A 16,801-nucleotide genomic window follows, 5' to 3' on the forward strand; every position below is an offset into this window, starting at 1 on the left:
ATCGTGTGGATAATTCCACCGACTCCGGCGGTCGCGTCTCCAAGATGGTGGGCATGGCCGACCCCGTGCGCACGATCGCCGACCGCGTTCGGGGCCGGGTGCTTCGTGAGGGCGTCGACCTCGCTCGAGACGAGGTGCTCGCCGCGCGCCTCGCCGACGAGGAAGTCCGCCGCTACGCCGAGCGTGCGCTCGCGGGCGCACACGCCCCGCTCGCCGACGAGACGGGCACGGCGCGCGACGTCGTCGCCTCGCTCACCGGGTACGGTCCGCTGCAGCCGTTCCTCGACGACCCGAGCGTCGAGGAGATCTGGATCAACTCGCCGACCCGCGTCTTCATCGCGCGGGACGGCGTCGCGGAGCTGACGACCCTCGTGCTGTCCGACCGCGAGGTGCGCGACCTCGTCGAGCGGATGCTGCAGCATTCGGGTCGCCGGGTCGACCTCTCCTCCCCGTTCGTGGATGCGTCGCTGCGCGACGGCTCGCGCCTGCACGTCGCGATCCCCGACGTCACGCGCGCCCATTGGGCAGTGAACATCCGCAAGTTCCAGCAGCGCATCCGGTCGCTCCCGCGGCTCGTCGAGCTCGGGTCGCTGTCCCGGGAAGCGGGGGAGTTCCTGCGGATGGCGGTGCTCGCGGGTGCGAACGTCCTGGTCTCCGGTCCCACGCACAGCGGCAAGACGACGCTCCTGAACGCGTTGCTCGCGGCGTCGCGTCCCGGCGAGCGAGTCGTCACGGTCGAGGAGACGTTCGAACTCGACGTCGACGTCCGCGACCTCGTCGCGATGCAGTGCCGTCAACCGAACCTCGAGGGCAGTGGCGAGATCACGCTGCGCCGCCTCGTGAAGGAGGCGCTGCGGATGCGACCGGACCGCCTCGTCGTCGGCGAGGTGCGGGAGGCCGAGAGCCTCGACCTGCTGATCGCGATGAACTCCGGGATCCCGGGCATGTGCACGATCCACGCGAACTCCGCCGCCGATGCGCTCACGAAGCTCTGCACCCTGCCGCTGCTCGCCGGGCGCAACATCGACGGCGCGTTCGTCGTGCCGACGGTCGCCTCGTGCCTGGACGTCGTCGTGCACCTCGGCATGGAGCGGAACGGCCGGCGTCGCGTCGCCGAGATCGCGGTGACCACCGGTGAGGTCCGCGGCGCCGCCGTGGAGTCGCGCACGCTGTTCCGCTTCGATCGGGCCGCCGACCGGCTCGCTCGCACGTCGGAACAGCCGGTGCGGCTCGAGAAGTTCGACGCGGCAGGCCTCGATCCGGCGATCGTGCTCGGGGCCGCCGCGTGAGCCTCGCCCTCGGCGCCGTGCTCGGCGTCGGGCTCCTGCTCGCGGCCTCGCCCTGGCTGTGGCCCGCGGCACCGGCGGCGGAGGGGAACGGCGACCATGGTCGTCGGCGGGTCGGCCACCTGGTCCGCGACGAGCTCGCGCTCGCCGGACTCGGTGCCGCGCCGATCGGCGCCATCGTCGTCGTGGCCCTCACGCTCGCGGCGATCGTCGCCGCGCTGGCTCAGGTGGTCTTCGGCATCGCCGCGCTCACCATGATCGCGGCGGTGCTCGGCGCCCTCGTGCTCCCGATCCTCGTGCGGACCCGGGCGACGCGGCGACGGGCGGCCAACCGCGCGGTCTGGCCCGAGACCGTCGACCACCTCGTCGCGAGCGTGCGTGCCGGCAGGAACCTGCCCGATGCGATCGGCGCGTTGGGCGACCTCGGTCCGGCGGTCACACGACCGGCCTTCGCCGGATTCGACGACGCGTTCCGACGCAGCGGCGACTTCGGTTCCGAGGTCGACGCGCTCAAGGCGCGCCTGGCCGACCCGGTCGCCGACCGCATCCTCGAGACGCTTCGGATGTCGCGCGACGTCGGTGGCAGCGACCTCACCGCCGTGCTCGGTGGACTCGCCGCCGCGCTCCGCGAAGACGCGGCGCTGCGCGCGGAGGTGGTCGCCCGGCAGTCGTGGATCCGGAACGCCGCCATGCTCGGCGTCGCGGCGCCGTGGGTCGTGCTGTGCCTGCTCGCCACGAGGCCCGAGACGCTCGAGGCCTACGACTCACCGGTCGGGACCGCGCTCATCGTCTCGGGCGTGATCGTCACGGTGCTCGCGTATCGGATGATGGTCGGACTCGGACGACTGCCCGAGGAGCGACGATGGTTCAGCTGAACGCCCTACCGCTGGTCGGGATCAGCATCGGGATGGTCCTCGGCGTCGGGCTGTGGCTCGTCGTCGCGTCCGTGCCCAGGATCGGTCGTGCCCGTCTCGTGGACCGGGTCGCGCCATACGTGGCGGACGTCTCGGCCGAGGCGCGCGCGATGCGCGCCCGCGCCGCGGGCGACCCCGGTTCCGTGCTCGGAGTCCCTCGTCGCCCCGGCCGCCCGACTCGCCCGCGGCCTCCTGAACGCGGTCCTCGGCGGGAACGACCTCGTCGCGCGGCGCCTGCGCCAGGCCGGAGCGGAGGGCACGGTCGAGCGGTTCCGCGGCCGACAGCTCGTCTGGTCCGGGGTCGGCTTCGCATCCGGGACGGCGCTCGCACTGCTCGCGCCGTCGATGATCGACGCGCCCGCCCTGCTTCGCACCGCCTCGCCGCTCGTCGGTGCCGCCATCGGCGCCGTCACGCTCGACTGGATGCTGCAGCGCGCCGCGCGGCGCCGGCTGGCGCGGATCTCGGACGAACTGCCGACCGTGCTCGAGTTCCTCACCCTCTGCCTCGCGGCAGGCGAAGGCACGCTCGACGCCATCAAGCGGGTGGCCCGAACCGGATCGGGTGAACTCGCAGGCGAGTTCGCCGGCGTCGTGGCGTCGGTCGGCACCGGCGTGCCACTCGGCGCCGCGCTCGCGGAGGTGCGCGACGGGCTCCGGCATCCCGCCCTCACGCGAGCCCTCGACCAGGTCATCGCCGCACTCGACCGCGGGACCCCGCTCGCCGGAGTACTGCGGGCGCAGGCGGGCGACGCACGGGGCGAGGCGAAGCGCCACCTCATCGAGCTCGCCGGTCGAAAGGAGATCGCGATGCTCGTCCCGCTGGTCTTCCTCATCCTTCCCGTGACCATCGCCTTCGCGCTGTTCCCGGGCTACCTCGTACTGCAGGCCGGGTTCTGATGGCGTGCCGCGCGGACGGGGGTTCCGCACCGACCGACGAAAGGACTTCGCATGCCGCGCTGGATCGCCCGACGCTTCGCCGACGAACGGGGGGACGTGCCGGGGTGGGTGCTCATCACGCTCATGACCGCCGGGCTCGTGATCGTCCTGTGGGGGCTGGCTGGACCCGCCCTCTCCGGGGTGTTCGAGCAGGCGATCGATCGCGTCGTCGGCTTCTGAGACGACTCCCCGACGAGCGGGGCTCCGCCGTCGTGGAGTTCTCGCTCGTCGGCGTCCTGCTCACCGCGCTGCTCCTCGCGGTCGTGCAGCTCGCCCTTGCACTGCACGTGCGCAACACCGTCCTCGACGCGGCGGCGGAGGGTGCCCGGTATGCCGCACTCGCGGGGTCGTCGGCCGCATCGGGCGTCGAGCGAACCGCAGCCCTGATCCGCTCGGCGGTCCCCGCTGCGAGTACGAGCGACATCTCAGCGGAGGCGACGACGGTGGAGGGCGTGCCGGCGATCGCGGTCACCGTGCGCACCACGCTCCCCGTGGTCGGACTCATCGGCCCGCCACGGGGACTGGAGGTGACCGGCCGTGCGGTCATCGAATCCCTCGATTGACCGGAGGTGCGCTCGGGATGATCCGCGGCTCGGCCGGGTGCCGGATGACGAACGCGGGTCGGCATCGCTCGAGTTCCTGACCGTCGGGATGATCATGCTCGTCCCGCTGGTGTACCTCGTGCTCGCGGTGGGCGCCATCCAATCCGCCTCGCTCGGGGTCGAGGGTGCGGCACGGCAGGCCGCCCGGGTGTCGGTGCAGACGACGGACGGCGCCTCGATCGACTCCGTCGCGCGCGCAGCGCGTGTCACGCTCGCGGACTACGGGATCGACGAGGACGCGATCGCCATCGCCATCGACTGCGACGCGGCATGCGACGTGCCGGGCACGCGCGTCACCGTCCGGGTCGAGGTCGAGGTCGCGCTGCCGCTCGTGCCGCAGCTCATCGCCTCGGCGGGCATCGGGACCGTGCACGTCGCGTCGGAGGCGACGCAGACGGTGTCGCGATTCGCGAGGACCTCGTGAGGCCGCGCGACGGCCGGCTCGTGGACGACGAGTCCGGCTCGACCCTGCTCCTCACGATCGCCTACGGAACGCTCGCCCTCGTTCTCGTGCTCGTCGTCGTCTCGGCGACCTCGCTCTACCTCGAGCGCAAGCGCCTGTACACGCTCGCCGACGGCACCGCGCTCGCGGCCGCCGAAGCATGGCGCCTGGAGGATGTGCGGCTCGATGGCGACGCCCTCGTGCTCGGGCTCGACGACGAATCCGTGAGATCAGCCGCCGTCGACTACCTCGCGGCGGCGTCGACGCGCGGCGGCGTCGAGCTGCTGCAGGCCGCATCGGCCGATGGACGCAGTGCGACCATCACCCTGCGCACGATCTGGCACGCGCCGATCTCGACCGAGTTCATCCCGGTGAGCGTCCCGATCGAGGTCACGGCCGACGCGCGCTCGGTCTTCCACTGACCGACCGGCCACGCGACGCGACGCGACGTCCGAGGCGATCTCAGGGTGATCCCTGTTGTCGGGTGCGCGTACGATCACCACCGTAGGTGAGGAATGCTCGACGAGGTGGTGATCGAGATGTCCGTCGTCCGGAGGCTCCTGATCGGGGCCGCCCTCGGTGCCCTGGGGCTCGTGGGAGTCGGCCAGAGCGCCAGTGCGAACGAACCCTCCGACGGCATCGTGTTCCTCATCGATGTCTCCGGGTCGATGCTGGGTCCGCCGCTCGACCAGGCCAAGGGCGCCCTCCTCACGCAACTCGGAAGCGTCCCGGAGGATCGGGCCGTGGGGCTGCGCGCCTACTCGGGAACCTGCGAGGACCCCCTGTTCGCCGTCGTCGCACCCGCGACGGGTGACCGCTCGGAGCTCGAGTCGATCGTGACCCAGCTCCAAGCGACGACCGGAACGCCGACCGGGGCGTCGTTGCGCGCCGCCGCGGCGGACCTGCCGAACGGATCCGGCACCATCGTGCTGCTGACCGACGGGTTCGCCGAATGCACGCCGACGCCGTGCGAGGTCGCGACCGACCTGATCGCGCAGGGGCTCGAGATCAGGGTGAACACGGTCGGGTACGGGTTCGGCGGTGACCCGCCCGACGACCTGCGCTGCGTATCCGAGGTGACCGGCGGCCAGTACTTCGACGCCGACGACGAGGAGTCGCTCATCGCCGCCTTCGACGTCGCCGTCCCCGACCAACAGCCCAACCCCGTCCCGACCGTCGCGTTCCTCGCCGCCCTGGCCGTCGGCGCCGGCATCGTGATCTGGGCCATCGCGCGGCCGTCAGCCCCGTGGAACCAGCGCCGCCTCGTCGCCAGCCGGGTCCGGATCGCCGGGAACCTCGGCCGCGGCCTCACGCCGCAACCGGCGCGCGACGACGACGCCGAGACTCCCGCCGTGCACCTCGAGGTGCGCCCGGGGCGCTGGGAATCCCGCATCGTGGAAGGAGAGGACCATGGATAGCGCACGCGTGACCGTCCGGAGCCTCGTGCTGGAACCGGGGCACGCCTCGGTGCAACCCGAGGTCGCGAAGATCGCCGCCGACCGCGACGTCGGGGGAGCGGTCGCGACGGTCGTCACCCGCATGGCCGTGGCGGGCAAGGACTACCTCGCCGGCGAGGTGGGCAAGGTCGCGGACGGACTGCTCGACCTCGACGTGACCGACGTCATCGCCCACGCCTGGGATCGCCACCGCGCGATCGTCGAGGCGAAGAAGTGGTCGACCGAGCATCCGGACGGCGAGACCGTCGTGCCCCTGGCCACCCACACGGTCAAGTGGAAGTACGAGCCATCCGTCGACGTCACGGTCGACGAGGTGCCGATCACGAGCATCGGCATGGCCGTCGAGATCGACACGAAGGTCGACGGCGCGGTGATCGCGTTCCGGAAGGGCGAGGTCGCCGACGTGCGGACCGGCACCGTCGAGGTGCGCGCCGAACTCTCATGCGAGGGCGTGACGCTCGCGAAGCGCACCGGATCGTTCGGCCTGCCCGCCATGCTCGGGTTCAGCGGCGCCCCGGCCCCGGCCCGCGCGCCGGCCTCGGCGCCGCGGCCCGTTCGCCCCGACGACACCGTGACGACTGCGGCGACGTCGCATCGGCCCGGCGACATCGTCAACGGGCACCGGCTGAACGAGGATGCGACGGCCTGGGAGCCGGTCGAGTCGTATCGACCCGGCGACGTCGTCAACGGATACCGCCTCAACGAGGCCGGATCCGCCTGGGAGCCGGTCGGCGCCCGCTGAGCCGTGTCGCTCCGGATGCCGGAATGCGCCTCGAACGCCGGAGCGGCCGACGACCCGAAGGTCGCCGGCCGCTCCGTGTCGGTGTCCCGAACGGGAGTGCGCGTCAGTCCAGCAGGTGGCTCAACGCGGCCTCCATCCAGTCGGCCCGGGTCGCGGCATCCGTGATGCCCTCGAACCCGAAGCCCGCGTAGAGCGAGCCCGGCGTGGCCACGACCGCGGCCTCCGGGAACCCGCCCGCCGTGGTGCGGATGAAGTTGTTCGGGTTGGGCGAGCTGCCCTCAGGCGGCCCGGTGATCTCCCACCCGCCGAGGTCCTCCGTCTCGAACGAGGTCGTGCCCTCGCCCGTGGAGACCTCGACGTCGTCGAAGAACACGCCCAGGCCCTGCGTCGCCCAGTCGCTGGCGTAGGACATCGAGACCTCGACCTGGCCGCCGGCCCATGCGCCGAGGTCGACCTCCCACTGCTGCCATCCACCGGAGTTGCCGGACGCCGCGTTCCACGAGCCCGTCGACCCGGTCGAGTCGCAGGTGTTCTCGTCGATGAACGTCTGGTAGTGGTCGACCTGCGGGTGCAGTTCGTTCCAGCCGGCCGGGCAGCTGTCACCGGTGTCCGTCGACGTGTGCCCGTTCGCGTCGGGCAGCGTCGTCCAGTCGTCCTGGCCCGGCGTGTGCGCCTCGACGAACATGTAGTCCCAGTCCGCCTCGGTGTCGTACGACGTCCAGAACGACAGGGTCGCGCCGCCGGCCGGCACGTCGATCGTGCGCATGACCTGCTTGTACGACACGTCGCCGAGCTGCGAGTACAGGTAGTAGTCACCCGTGTGCGGCTCGAACGGACCGCCTGCGCGGTCCCAGCGGGCCGAGACCCAGCTCTCGAACTGCGGGTAGTCCGCCACCGGCAGCACGCCGCTCGTCGTGATGAACGAGTTCGTGTGGAACTGGTTCTGCGCACTGTCCGCGCCGTTGAAGCCCCAGCTGAGGCCGTCGAGCGGCACGTCCACGCCGAGGGCGTCGAGCACGTCGCCGCTGTCGTCGAGACCGGCCGAGTCGACCGCCACGTAGGCGCCGAGCCAGTACTGCAGCACGTCGTTCGTCGCGTCACCCGAGCCGAACAGCGCCTTGCATCGAACCAGCACGGCCGGATCGGCGCGGCACTCCTCGTTCGCCGACGTCGGGTCGAAGTACTGCGTGCCGACGTTCGGCGTGTACTGGCTGCCCGCCCAGTCGCCCGTGTAGAGCACCCGGCCGCCCTCGTTCATGAAGTCGCGGACGTTCAGGAGCTCGTCCATCGCCAGGCGCGACGCGTTGCCGCCGCCCCAGCCGAGCTCACGGGTCACGATGTCGTCGCCGGTGTACCAGACCACGGCGTCGAAGTGCGAGAGCACGCCGAGCGCGTCCGCCGCCACGCGGCCGCGGGCGTCGACGTCGTAGACGTCGTAGCTCGCGCCGTTCGCGTCGAGCGCGTCGGTGTAGTACTCGAGGTACGCCGGCTCGGTCCCGCCGATGCCGGGCGATGCGCCCGTGTAGTCCTCGGCCGCGAGCACCAGCACGTCGGCACCCGACTCGGAGACGGCCTCGTAGGTGAACGAGTCGCTCACCTCGCCGCCGCCCTCGAACCAGACCTCGACCGAGTCACCGGGATCGGTGCCCGTCACCATGCCGCTCATCACGTGGTAGTAGACGTCGGTCGCGCCGCCGTAGCGGTCGCCGCCGTCCCACTCCGACGTCGACGCGCTCTGCGCGGTGCCGCCGTTGATCGAGTACTTCACGGTGACGTCGCCCAGGGAGCGCTTCGCGAGGACGCGCACCTCCTGCGGGTCGCCGTAGGAGTACTCGAACGTGAAGTTCGACTGCGGGAGCCCGACCTTGTAGTCGTCGTCGCTCTGCAGGTAGAAGGGCTCCGTCGTGATGCCGAGGTGCGACACCGGGTTCGCCGGGTCCTTCGCCGACTTCGCGACGTCCGTCGTGAACGGCAGGATCCGCTCGAACTCCTCCTGCACCAGCGCCTCGTCGTCGGGGAAGACGAACCCGCCGCCGCTGCCGCCGTCGCTGAGCTCCGGCGTCCAGGCCAGCGTCCCGTGCGACACGTGCGCGAAGTCGGTGGTCTCACCGTTCGTCACGTACAGCACGTCGGAGGACAGGCCCGGCTCGAAGTTGTCGATCGACGGGTTGTCGAGGTTGCCCGAGAGCGCGTAGTAGATCGGGTCGTCACCGCTCGGCGTGGCGATCTGCCACCCCTCCGGGTACAGCAGCCACTCGCCGAACGAGTGGAAGTTGACCTGGAACTCCGGGTGCGCCCGGTCGAACAGCGCCATCATCGCCTGGGTCTCCGGCTCGGAGGCCGGCGACGGGCCGCGGTAGGTCTCGCTCGCCATCTGCGACGACGAGCCCTCCTCGTCGTACCCGAAGTGCTCCGGGTAGTTGCGGTTCGGGTCGACGCCGTCACCGCGGGTGATGATGCCGTTCCCGTCGTTGTCGCGCAGGTTCTTCCGCCACAGCCGCTCGGTGTCGAACGTGTACTGGTAGCCGTCGGGGTTGGCGATGAGGAGGAACCAGAGTTCGGTGGACTTCAGGAGGTCCTTGACCTCCTTGTCGTTGGCCCGCCACTCGTCGATGTACCAGTTGAGCAGGCGCCGGTTGGTCTCACCGGCGATCCACTCGCGCGCGTGCTGGGTCGAGCTGTAGAGCACCGCAGGACGGGAGCCGTCCTTCTGGCCCTTCGCACCCTGCGTGAGCTTCAGCGCGATGATCTCGCGGCCCTCATAGGTGTGCCCGAGGACGACGAGCTTGACCAGCTGCGGGTTGTCCTTGGCGAGCTGGTACATCTGGTCGCGGAATCCGCCGGGCTCGTCGTACGAGCGCCAGACGTCGTAGCCGGACGCGGCCTGCTCCTGGGCCGTCTGCTTCGCCGACTTGCCGTTCTTTCCCTTCGTGAGCTTGACGTCGACGCCGCGCTTGGCGAGCCCCTTCGCCTCGTCCTCCGACAGGATGAGCTGCAGCTCGACCCCGCGTCCGGACGCCTTGCTCGCGGCGATGTCGAGCCCGGATGCAGCCATGTCGGCCGCCTCCTCCGCGCTGACCTTCGCGGTGTACATGTCGAGTTCACCCACGTCGTCCTCGGCGGCGTTCGCGCCGAGGGGACTCAGCATCGCGGCGAGGACCGCGACGGCCGCGGTACCGAGGGCGATTCGGGTTCGGGTGGAGCGATTTCCTGTCATGACGACCCCTCCGGTCTGATGCCCGGCCAGAGGGGAGTGGTGGCGACCTCGTCGTTGCCTACCGGTTCGTCACGCTTCTGGCGTTCGCAGACCCTACGCGACAGGGTGCTGCGCGGCCCGGAGCCGTGTCAAGAGGTTTCGCGAGGAATCATCGAAACGGCCGCGGGGCGGAAGGTCTGCGACGGATTCGTGCGCGGACCTGCGGATCCGGGCGAGCGGTGGGGGTGTCCGGCGACGCCGGCCGATCCGACGGCCGCTCAGGGCTTGCTCGGTCCCCTCAGCCCGGTGCCGCCCGCGATGGAGCGCATCACGAGCGTGTCCACGATCGGCAGTCGTGCGGCACGCAGCGCCCATCGGCGCATCAGCAGCCGACGACGGTCGGGCGGCAGGAACGTGCCGGCGGCGCGGCGCCCCGCGGCCTGCTTCTCCTCGACGACCGGTCGCCAGCGCCGCTCGTACTCGCCCATCGCGGACCCGACCGCCGCGGCATCCGTGCACGGTCCGAGCAGGTCGGTCAGCAGCTCCGCGCCCGCGACCGCCATGGAGGCGCCCTGTCCGGCGAGCAGCGACACCGCCTGGCAGGCGTCGCCCGCGAGCACCGTGCGGTCCCGATGCCAGCGCGGGAGCACGACCTGCGCGACGACGTCGTCGTACGGGTGCGGGGGGCACCGATCGAGCAGCTCGTCGATCGGCTCCCAGAGGCCGCCGAACACCCGGCGCAGGCGAGTCGGCGCATCCTCGTCGGCGGGTGCCTCGCGGTCCGCGCCGTCGCGGTAGGCGAGGAAGGCCGCGACCCGGCCGTCGCGCAACCCGTACACCCCCGCCTGCCGGTCGATCGTGTCGGTGAGCACGAACCGGCCGTCGAAGCGCGCGTGCAGCTCGGGCGCCCCCTCGATGACGTACGCGGCCGCACGCAGCCCGAGATCGCGCACGAACGGCGCCTCGTCGCCGAACAGCGACTCGCGCACGCTCGAATGCACGCCGTCGGCACCGATGACGACGTCGGCCCCCTCGAGCAGCGCCTCGGCGTCAGGGCCCAGGGGCGCCGCATCGCCCCCGTCGAACCGCACGCCGTAGTGGAGGCGCACCGCGCCCTCGGGCGCGTCACCGATCGCATCGAGCAGGGCAAGCTCGAGGTCGGGACGCATGAGGCTGAGCAGGCGCCCGTCGAGCGCCGTCGCGAACGCGCCGTAGTCGATGCTCGCCGTGCGCCGCCCCGACTCGGCGTCGACGTACTCGACCGCCCCGATCCGGTAGGCGAGCTCGCGCAGCCGCGGCATCACCCCGGTGCGCTCGGCGGCGTCGTAGCCCGGGCCGAAGAAGTCCATCATGTATCCGTCCGCACGCGGCCCGGCCGCCCGCTCGAGCACGTCGACCTCCCAGCCCGCGAGCGCGAGCTGCCGTGCGCACAGCAGCCCCGAGATGCCGGCTCCGACGATCGCTGCCCGCATCATGCCCCGTTCCGACCGCGACCGTCGCCGCCTCGGTGCCGACGCTAGCGCTCCGCCCGCGCCCTCGGCGGGTCCTCCGTCGCGCGGCGGCGCGGCCGGTGACGGGGATCGCGAGACCGCACCGCGCAGGCCGCCTCCGCCCCGGCACACTAGGCTGGACGGGCCATGTTGGATCTTGACCTCTCGCAGGAGATCGCGGCCCTGCGCACCACCTTCCGCGACATCAGCGCCGTCGTCGACGTCGACGCCCTCCGAGCCCGGATCGCCGAGCTCAGCGAGCAGGCCGGCGCCCCCGACCTCTGGGACGACCCCGAGCAGGCGCAGAAGGTGACGAGCGCGCTCAGCCACCGGCAGTCGGAGCTCACCCGCATCACCGGCGTCGAGCAGCGCCTCGACGACCTCGAGGTGCTCATCGAGCTCGCGCGCGAGGCCGACGACGAGGAGTCCGCCGAGGAGGCCCGGGTCGAGCTCGCGGCACTGCAGCGGACGATCGGCGACCTCGAGGTGCAGACCCTCCTCGACGGCGAGTACGACGCGCGGGGCGCCGTGGTCACCATCCGCTCGGGCGCCGGCGGCGACGACGCCACCGACTTCGCCGAGATGCTCATGCGCATGTACCTGCGCTGGGCCGAGCGGCACAAGTACCCCGTCAAGGTCATGGACACCTCCTACGCGGAGGGCGCCGGCATCAAGTCCGCGACGTTCGAGATCGACGTGCCCTATGCGTACGGCACCCTGTCGGTCGAGGCCGGCACGCACCGCCTCGCGCGGATCAGCCCGTTCGGCTCGGCCGACAAGCGGCAGACGAGCTTCGCCGCGGTCGAGGTCATCCCGGTGATGGAGGAGGCCGTGGAGGTCGACATCCCCGAGAACGACATCCGCGTCGACGTGTTCCGCTCCTCGGGCCCCGGCGGCCAGTCGGTCAACACCACCGACTCCGCCGTGCGCCTCACGCACATCCCGACCGGCATCGTCGTGTCGATGCAGAACGAGAAGTCGCAGATCCAGAACCGCGCCGCCGCGATGCGCGTCCTCCAGACCCGCCTGCTGCTGCTGAAGCGCGAGGAGGAGGCGGCCAAGAAGAAGGAGCTCGCGGGCACCATCACGGCGAGCTGGGGCGACCAGATGCGCTCCTACTTCCTCTACGGGCAGCAGCTCGTGAAGGACCTGCGCACCGGCTACGAGGTCGGCAACCCGGCGACGGTGTTCGACGGCGACCTCGACGGCCTCATCGCCGCCGGCATCAAGTGGCGCAAGCAGAAGCACGACGACTGAGGCGCCTGGACGCTCCGCGCCCGCGACGCGGGGGACCTTCGGCACGCCGCCGCCGCGCTCCGCGCGCCTAGCCTCGCCGGTGTGGGCCCGCCGACTGGCCCGCCCTGGGGGAGTGAGCACCATGCGCGTCCTGGTCGCCTATTCGAGCAAGTACGGTGCGACCCGCGGCATCGCGGACCGCATCGCCGATCGGCTGCGCGACGCCGACCACGAGGTCGACATCGAACGCTGCGACGACGTCGAGTTCCCGGAGGGCTTCGATGCCTTCGTCATCGGCAGCGCCGCCTACCTCGGCAAGTGGCGGTCGGAGGCGCGGAAGTTCGTGCGCCGCAACCACGCCCTGCTCGCCGGACGGCCGGTCTGGCTCTTCTCAAGCGGACCGCTCGGCACCGCGCGCGTCGACGCCGACGGCAATGACGTGCTCGCGGCCGCGCAGCCGAAGGAGTTCGACGAGTTCGACGAGCTCATCCACCCGCGCGGGAACACGGTGTTCTTCGGCGCGCTCGATCCGGAGCACCTGCGCGGGCGCGACCGGATCGTGAGCTGGATGCCCGAGAACGACGCGCTCCCGGCGGGCGACTTCCGGGACTGGGACGCCATCGACGCGTGGGGCCGCATGGTCGCCGCCGACCTCGCCGCCCAGCCCGCCTGACCGGTCCGCCGCTCGACCGCGCACCCGCGGTCGCCGCCGACGTCGACGGCCCGCCGAATTCCGGTGTCGCTGCCCCATTTCGCCTCGTTGCTGCCTAGGCTCGAACGCGATGATCCGCTTCGACTCCGTCACCATGTCCTACCCCGGGCAGGCCCGACCCGCACTCGACGACCTGACCCTCGAGATCCTCCGCGGCGAGTTCGTCTTCCTCGTGGGCGCCTCGGGGTCGGGGAAGTCCAGCTTCCTGCGGCTCATCCTGAAGGAGGAGAAGCCGACCTCGGGTCGCATCCATGTGCTCGGCCAGGACCTGCGCACCATCCCGTCGCGGAAGGTGCCGTTCTTCCGTCGCAGCCTGGGCGTGGTCTTCCAGGACTTCCGCCTCCTCTCCGACAAGAACGTGCACGAGAACGTCGCGTTCGCGCTGCGGGTCATCGGCAAGTCGCGGGGCTACATCCAGTCGGCGGTGCCGGAGACCCTCAGGCTCGTCGGGCTCGACGGCAAGGGCAAGCGGATGCCGAACGAGCTCTCCGGCGGCGAGCAGCAGCGCGTCGCGATCGCACGGGCGATCGTGAACAAGCCGCAGGTGCTCCTGGCCGATGAGCCGACCGGCAACCTCGACCCGGTCACGAGCGCGGGCATCATGACGCTGCTCGAGCGCATCAACGCGGCCGGAACGACCGTGGTCATGGCCACCCACGAGGCCGGCATCGTCGACCAGATGCAGCGGCGCGTCATCGAGCTGAGCGCGGGCGAGGTCGTGCGCGACGAGCGCGCCGCCGGCTACGCCGTGGTCGGCGATTCGATGGCCGTGGGGCCGGTCGACGGCGCCGTGCCGATCGACCGCGCCGCCGTGGCGCTCGCCGCGGTCGAGGCGGATGGCGCAGCCGGCGTCCCCGCCGCCGCGGCGGCCGTCGAGGCGCAGCGGGCCGATGCGGAGGAGGCGCCCGACGAGGCCGCGACGACGGCTGCGGCGGCGACCGCCGCGGGGAAGAAGACCGCAGGGAAGAACGCCGGGAAGAAGGGCGCGGCGAAGACGGGCGCGGCGAAGAAGTCCGGGGAGCGCACGGGCGCTCCTGCCGCCCGGCCGGACGACGGCGAGGCGACCGAGCCCCGCGTCGCGGCAGCCGCAGCTGCGGCCGGGACCGCGGCCGACGCCGAACCCGCCGCCGGCACGGTCAAGGTCGCCGCGCCGAAGGTCACGCGCGAGGTCATGCGCGATGCGCAGCCGCTCTACGTCGAGCCGGAGGAGCGCGACGAGGTCACCGACGAGGCCGCCGAGATCACCGCGGCGGCGACGATGCCCGTCGAGCCGCTGCCGGAGGAGGACGAGGGCGACGCCGAGGCCGACGGCCCGCCGGGCCGGCCCGCCTCGCCGGTGCGGTCCTCGTCCGCGCACCTGACGCTCGCCGAGCGGCTCGGCCTGCGCAGCCCCGCCGGCCCTCGAGCCGCCGACGACGACCAGGAAGTGGGGCCGGTCAAGTGAGGTTCGGTCTCATGCTCGCCGAGGCGGCGAACGGCCTCCGGCGGAACGCGACGATGGTCGTGTCGGTCGTGCTCGTCACGTTCGTCTCGCTCACCTTCGTCGGCACCGCGGCCCTGCTGCAGCTGCAGATCGCGCAGATGAAGAACTACTGGTACGACCGTGCCCAGGTCGCGGTCTACCTGTGCACTGCGGTCTCCACGGCTCCGGGATGCCTCGACGGCGAGGCGACGCCCGACCAGAAGGCGCTCATCGAGAACCAGCTGCGCAGCGAGACGCTCTCGCCGTTCATCGACGAGTACTACTTCGAGGATCGCGACCAGGCCTTCGAGAACTTCCAGCAGCAGTTCGAGGGCACCCCGGCCGCCGACTACGTCACGCCCGACGTGCTCAACGAGACCTTCTGGGTCAACCTCGTCGACCCGTCGCAGTCCGACGTGATCGTCGAGAGCCTGGCCGGGACCTCCGGCGTCGAGCAGGTCGTCGACCAGCGGCGCTACCTCGACCAGATCTTCGACGTGCTGAATGCCGCCAGCTACAGCGCCGTCGCCGTCGCGGGCATCATGCTCGTCGCGGCGGCGCTGCTGATCGCGACGACGATCCGGCTGTCGGCGTTCTCGCGACGCAAGGAGCTCGGCATCATGCGCCTGGTCGGCGCCTCGAACCGGTTCATCCAGACGCCGTTCGTGCTGGAGGGCGTCTTCGCGGGACTGATCGGCTCGCTGCTGGCGGGGGGTGCGGTGGTGGCGATCGTCGTGTTCTTCGTGCAGGGCTACCTCGTCGACGCGCTGTCGTTCACGTTCGTCGGCCTGAACGACGCGCTGCTGGTCGTGCCCCTGCTCGTGGGAGTGGGCGTGCTGCTCGCCGCGTTCTCGGCCGCGGTCGCCATCCGGCGCTACCTCCGGGTCTGATCGGCGACGGCCCCGGACCGGTCGGGCGTCGACGCGAGCCTCGCCGCGGCCGGGTGCGGCTAGACTGAGGGGCTTGCCGGTGAGCGCCGGCGGCATCCGTCATCGAAGCGAGGAGTGAGGCCGTGCCCAGGGAACGCGGTGAGAAGGTCGTGGCGACCAACCGCAAGGCGCGCCACGACTACCTGATCGAGGACACCTACGAGGCCGGCATCGTGCTCTCCGGAACCGAGGTGAAGTCGCTGCGGCAGGGACGCGCGTCGCTCGTCGACGGGTACGCCTTCATCGACGGCGGCGAGATCTGGCTCGATGCGGTGCACATCCCCGAGTACACCCAGGGCACCTGGAACAACCACTCGCCCCGTCGCAAGCGCAAGCTGCTGCTGCACAAGCAGGAGATCGTGAAGATCAGTCACAAGACCAAGGAGGGCGGGTACACGCTCATCCCGCTGTCGCTGTACTTCAAGGACGGCCGCGCCAAGGTCGAGCTGGCGATCGCGAAGGGCAAGCGCGAGTACGACAAGCGCCAGGCGCTGCGCGAGCGGCAGGACAAGCGCGAGGCCGACCGCGCCATCGCGTCGCGACGGCACCTGGGGGAGTAGCCGCGCTCAGCCCGCGATCTCGCGGAGGGCCGCGAGGTGGGCGGCGAAGGCCGCGCGGCCCTGCGAGGTCATCGAGAGCCAGGTCCGCGGGAACTTGCCGACGAATCCCTTGCGAACGGCCACGTAGCCGGCGGCTTCGAGCGCGGACGCCTGCTTGCTCAGCGCGGAGTCGCTGAGCTCCACCGAGTCGCGCACGAACGCGAACTCCGCCTCGTCGGCCGCCGCGAGCAGCGCGGCGATCGAGAACGGCACCGGGCGCTGGAGCACTGGATCCAGGCGATGGCGCGGATGGCTCGCCTCCGGCTCAACCACGCACGATCACCAGCTCGCGCACCGATCCCCAGAGCGGCGGGACCGCCGTGGCGGCGGCGGCGATCGCGAAGTACACCGGGCTGCCCGGGAAGACGAGCAGGCCGACCGTGAGCGAGACGGCGAAGACCGCGCCCCACGCGCCGACCGCGAGCCCGAACCGGCGCGAGAAGCCGAGGCTGGAGGCGCGCATCCGCCGGAGGTGCACGACCGAGAGCACCCCGAGCGCCGCGGCGAACGCGAGCGAGAGGGCGAGGATCGGCGCCTCGTCGTCGCGGTCGTACCAGCCGAGTGCGAAGAGGTACATGGCCGAGGCCGCGGCGAGCCCGGTGAGCCATGCGGACGCGGCGGCGGAGCCCTGGACCGCGACCCGGCGTTCGGCGGCGGCGGCCTCCCGGAGGAGCCCGGCGGCGGCGGTGCGGTCGGGAACGTCGTCGGGGGTGGTCTGGTGTGCGCTCATGGGAGCAGGCTAGCAACTACTTGCCAAATCGGAAAGTACTTTCTATCGATGGTCCACTCTCGGTGATC

The 16,801-nt window shown here is 71.6% G+C and carries 18 protein-coding genes; 14 read left to right on the forward strand and 4 right to left on the reverse strand.

The genetic code is table 11. The features are described 5' to 3' along the window. The first annotated feature begins 53 nt into the window (after positions 1–53). The 9 genes from ABME01_RS12730 to ABME01_RS12770 all read left to right on the forward strand — a co-directional run bounded on the left by ABME01_RS12730 (position 54) and on the right by ABME01_RS12770 (position 6,379). Complete coding sequence (locus ABME01_RS12730) at positions 54–1,289, forward strand: TadA family conjugal transfer-associated ATPase (protein WP_353828797.1); 1,236 nt, start codon at positions 54–56, stop codon at positions 1,287–1,289. Beyond that, positions 1,286–2,161, forward strand: a complete 876-nt coding sequence (locus ABME01_RS12735) for a type II secretion system F family protein (RefSeq protein WP_353828798.1) — start codon at positions 1,286–1,288, stop codon at positions 2,159–2,161. Before ABME01_RS12730 ends, ABME01_RS12735 begins: the two co-directional genes overlap by 4 nt. An 87-nt stretch (positions 2,162–2,248) precedes the next feature. Beyond that, entirely contained in the window at positions 2,249–3,097 is an 849-nt protein-coding gene (locus tag ABME01_RS12740) for a type II secretion system F family protein (protein ID WP_353828799.1), read from the forward strand. 51 nt (positions 3,098–3,148) lie between these two features. Further along, on the forward strand, positions 3,149–3,316 hold the full coding sequence (locus ABME01_RS12745; RefSeq protein WP_353828800.1) for a hypothetical protein: 168 nt from the start codon (positions 3,149–3,151) through the stop codon (positions 3,314–3,316). A 32-nt stretch (positions 3,317–3,348) separates the two neighbouring features. Further along, positions 3,349–3,699: a TadE/TadG family type IV pilus assembly protein gene (locus ABME01_RS12750; RefSeq protein WP_353828801.1), complete on the forward strand. Its 351-nt coding sequence runs from the start codon at positions 3,349–3,351 to the stop codon at positions 3,697–3,699. Between the two features lie 37 nt (positions 3,700–3,736). Continuing rightward, positions 3,737–4,162 carry a hypothetical protein gene (locus ABME01_RS12755; RefSeq protein WP_353828802.1) on the forward strand — a complete coding sequence of 142 codons (426 nt, stop codon included), beginning with the start codon at positions 3,737–3,739 and terminating at the stop codon, positions 4,160–4,162. Beyond that, entirely contained in the window at positions 4,159–4,602 is a 444-nt protein-coding gene (locus ABME01_RS12760; protein WP_353828803.1) for a pilus assembly protein TadG-related protein, read from the forward strand. The genes ABME01_RS12755 and ABME01_RS12760 overlap by 4 nt, the downstream gene beginning before the upstream one ends. A gap of 93 nt (positions 4,603–4,695) precedes the next feature. After that, the gene (locus ABME01_RS12765) at positions 4,696–5,598 is read left to right on the forward strand and encodes a vWA domain-containing protein (protein WP_353828804.1); all 903 of its coding nucleotides are present in this window, start codon (positions 4,696–4,698) and stop codon (positions 5,596–5,598) included. Then, positions 5,591–6,379: a hypothetical protein gene (locus ABME01_RS12770; protein ID WP_353828805.1), complete on the forward strand. Its 789-nt coding sequence runs from the start codon at positions 5,591–5,593 to the stop codon at positions 6,377–6,379. The genes ABME01_RS12765 and ABME01_RS12770 overlap by 8 nt, the downstream gene beginning before the upstream one ends. A gap of 103 nt (positions 6,380–6,482) precedes the next feature. Here ABME01_RS12770 and ABME01_RS12775 read toward each other — a convergent pair whose 3' ends face one another. Together ABME01_RS12775 and ABME01_RS12780 are read right to left on the reverse strand one after the other, a co-directional pair. Continuing rightward, positions 6,483–9,596: a M14 family metallopeptidase gene (locus ABME01_RS12775; protein ID WP_353828806.1), complete on the reverse strand. Its 3,114-nt coding sequence runs from the start codon at positions 9,594–9,596 to the stop codon at positions 6,483–6,485. A gap of 257 nt (positions 9,597–9,853) precedes the next feature. Continuing rightward, complete coding sequence (locus ABME01_RS12780; RefSeq protein ID WP_353828807.1) at positions 9,854–11,050, reverse strand: FAD-dependent oxidoreductase; 1,197 nt, start codon at positions 11,048–11,050, stop codon at positions 9,854–9,856. 162 nt (positions 11,051–11,212) lie between these two features. On the opposite strand from ABME01_RS12780, the gene prfB reads away from it, so the two are divergent. From prfB to smpB, 5 genes are all read left to right on the forward strand, one after another. Then, positions 11,213–12,322, forward strand: coding sequence for a peptide chain release factor 2 (gene prfB, locus ABME01_RS12785; protein WP_353828808.1), 1,110 nt, complete (start codon positions 11,213–11,215; stop codon positions 12,320–12,322). A 121-nt stretch (positions 12,323–12,443) separates the two neighbouring features. Beyond that, entirely contained in the window at positions 12,444–12,974 is a 531-nt protein-coding gene (locus ABME01_RS12790; RefSeq protein WP_353828854.1) for a flavodoxin domain-containing protein, read from the forward strand. A 109-nt stretch (positions 12,975–13,083) separates the two neighbouring features. After that, the gene (gene ftsE / locus ABME01_RS12795) at positions 13,084–14,457 is read left to right on the forward strand and encodes a cell division ATP-binding protein FtsE (protein WP_353828809.1); all 1,374 of its coding nucleotides are present in this window, start codon (positions 13,084–13,086) and stop codon (positions 14,455–14,457) included. Continuing rightward, positions 14,454–15,365, forward strand: coding sequence for a permease-like cell division protein FtsX (gene ftsX, locus ABME01_RS12800; RefSeq protein WP_353828810.1), 912 nt, complete (start codon positions 14,454–14,456; stop codon positions 15,363–15,365). The genes ftsE and ftsX overlap by 4 nt, the downstream gene beginning before the upstream one ends. Before the next feature lie 122 nt (positions 15,366–15,487). After that, positions 15,488–15,964 carry an SsrA-binding protein SmpB gene (gene smpB, locus ABME01_RS12805; protein WP_353828811.1) on the forward strand — a complete coding sequence of 159 codons (477 nt, stop codon included), beginning with the start codon at positions 15,488–15,490 and terminating at the stop codon, positions 15,962–15,964. A 6-nt stretch (positions 15,965–15,970) separates the two neighbouring features. On the opposite strand, the gene ABME01_RS12810 is transcribed toward smpB, so the two are convergent. Both ABME01_RS12810 and ABME01_RS12815 read right to left on the reverse strand, forming a co-directional pair. After that, a complete protein-coding gene (locus ABME01_RS12810; protein WP_353828812.1) occupies positions 15,971–16,231 on the reverse strand; it encodes a transcriptional regulator in 261 nt (86 codons plus the stop codon). Between the two features lie 37 nt (positions 16,232–16,268). Beyond that, the gene (locus tag ABME01_RS12815) at positions 16,269–16,733 is read right to left on the reverse strand and encodes a hypothetical protein (protein WP_353828813.1); all 465 of its coding nucleotides are present in this window, start codon (positions 16,731–16,733) and stop codon (positions 16,269–16,271) included. Between the last annotated feature and the right edge of the window lie 68 nt (positions 16,734–16,801).

Source organism: Agromyces litoreus (genome assembly GCF_040496015.1).
Classification (GTDB): domain Bacteria; phylum Actinomycetota; class Actinomycetes; order Actinomycetales; family Microbacteriaceae; genus Agromyces; species Agromyces litoreus.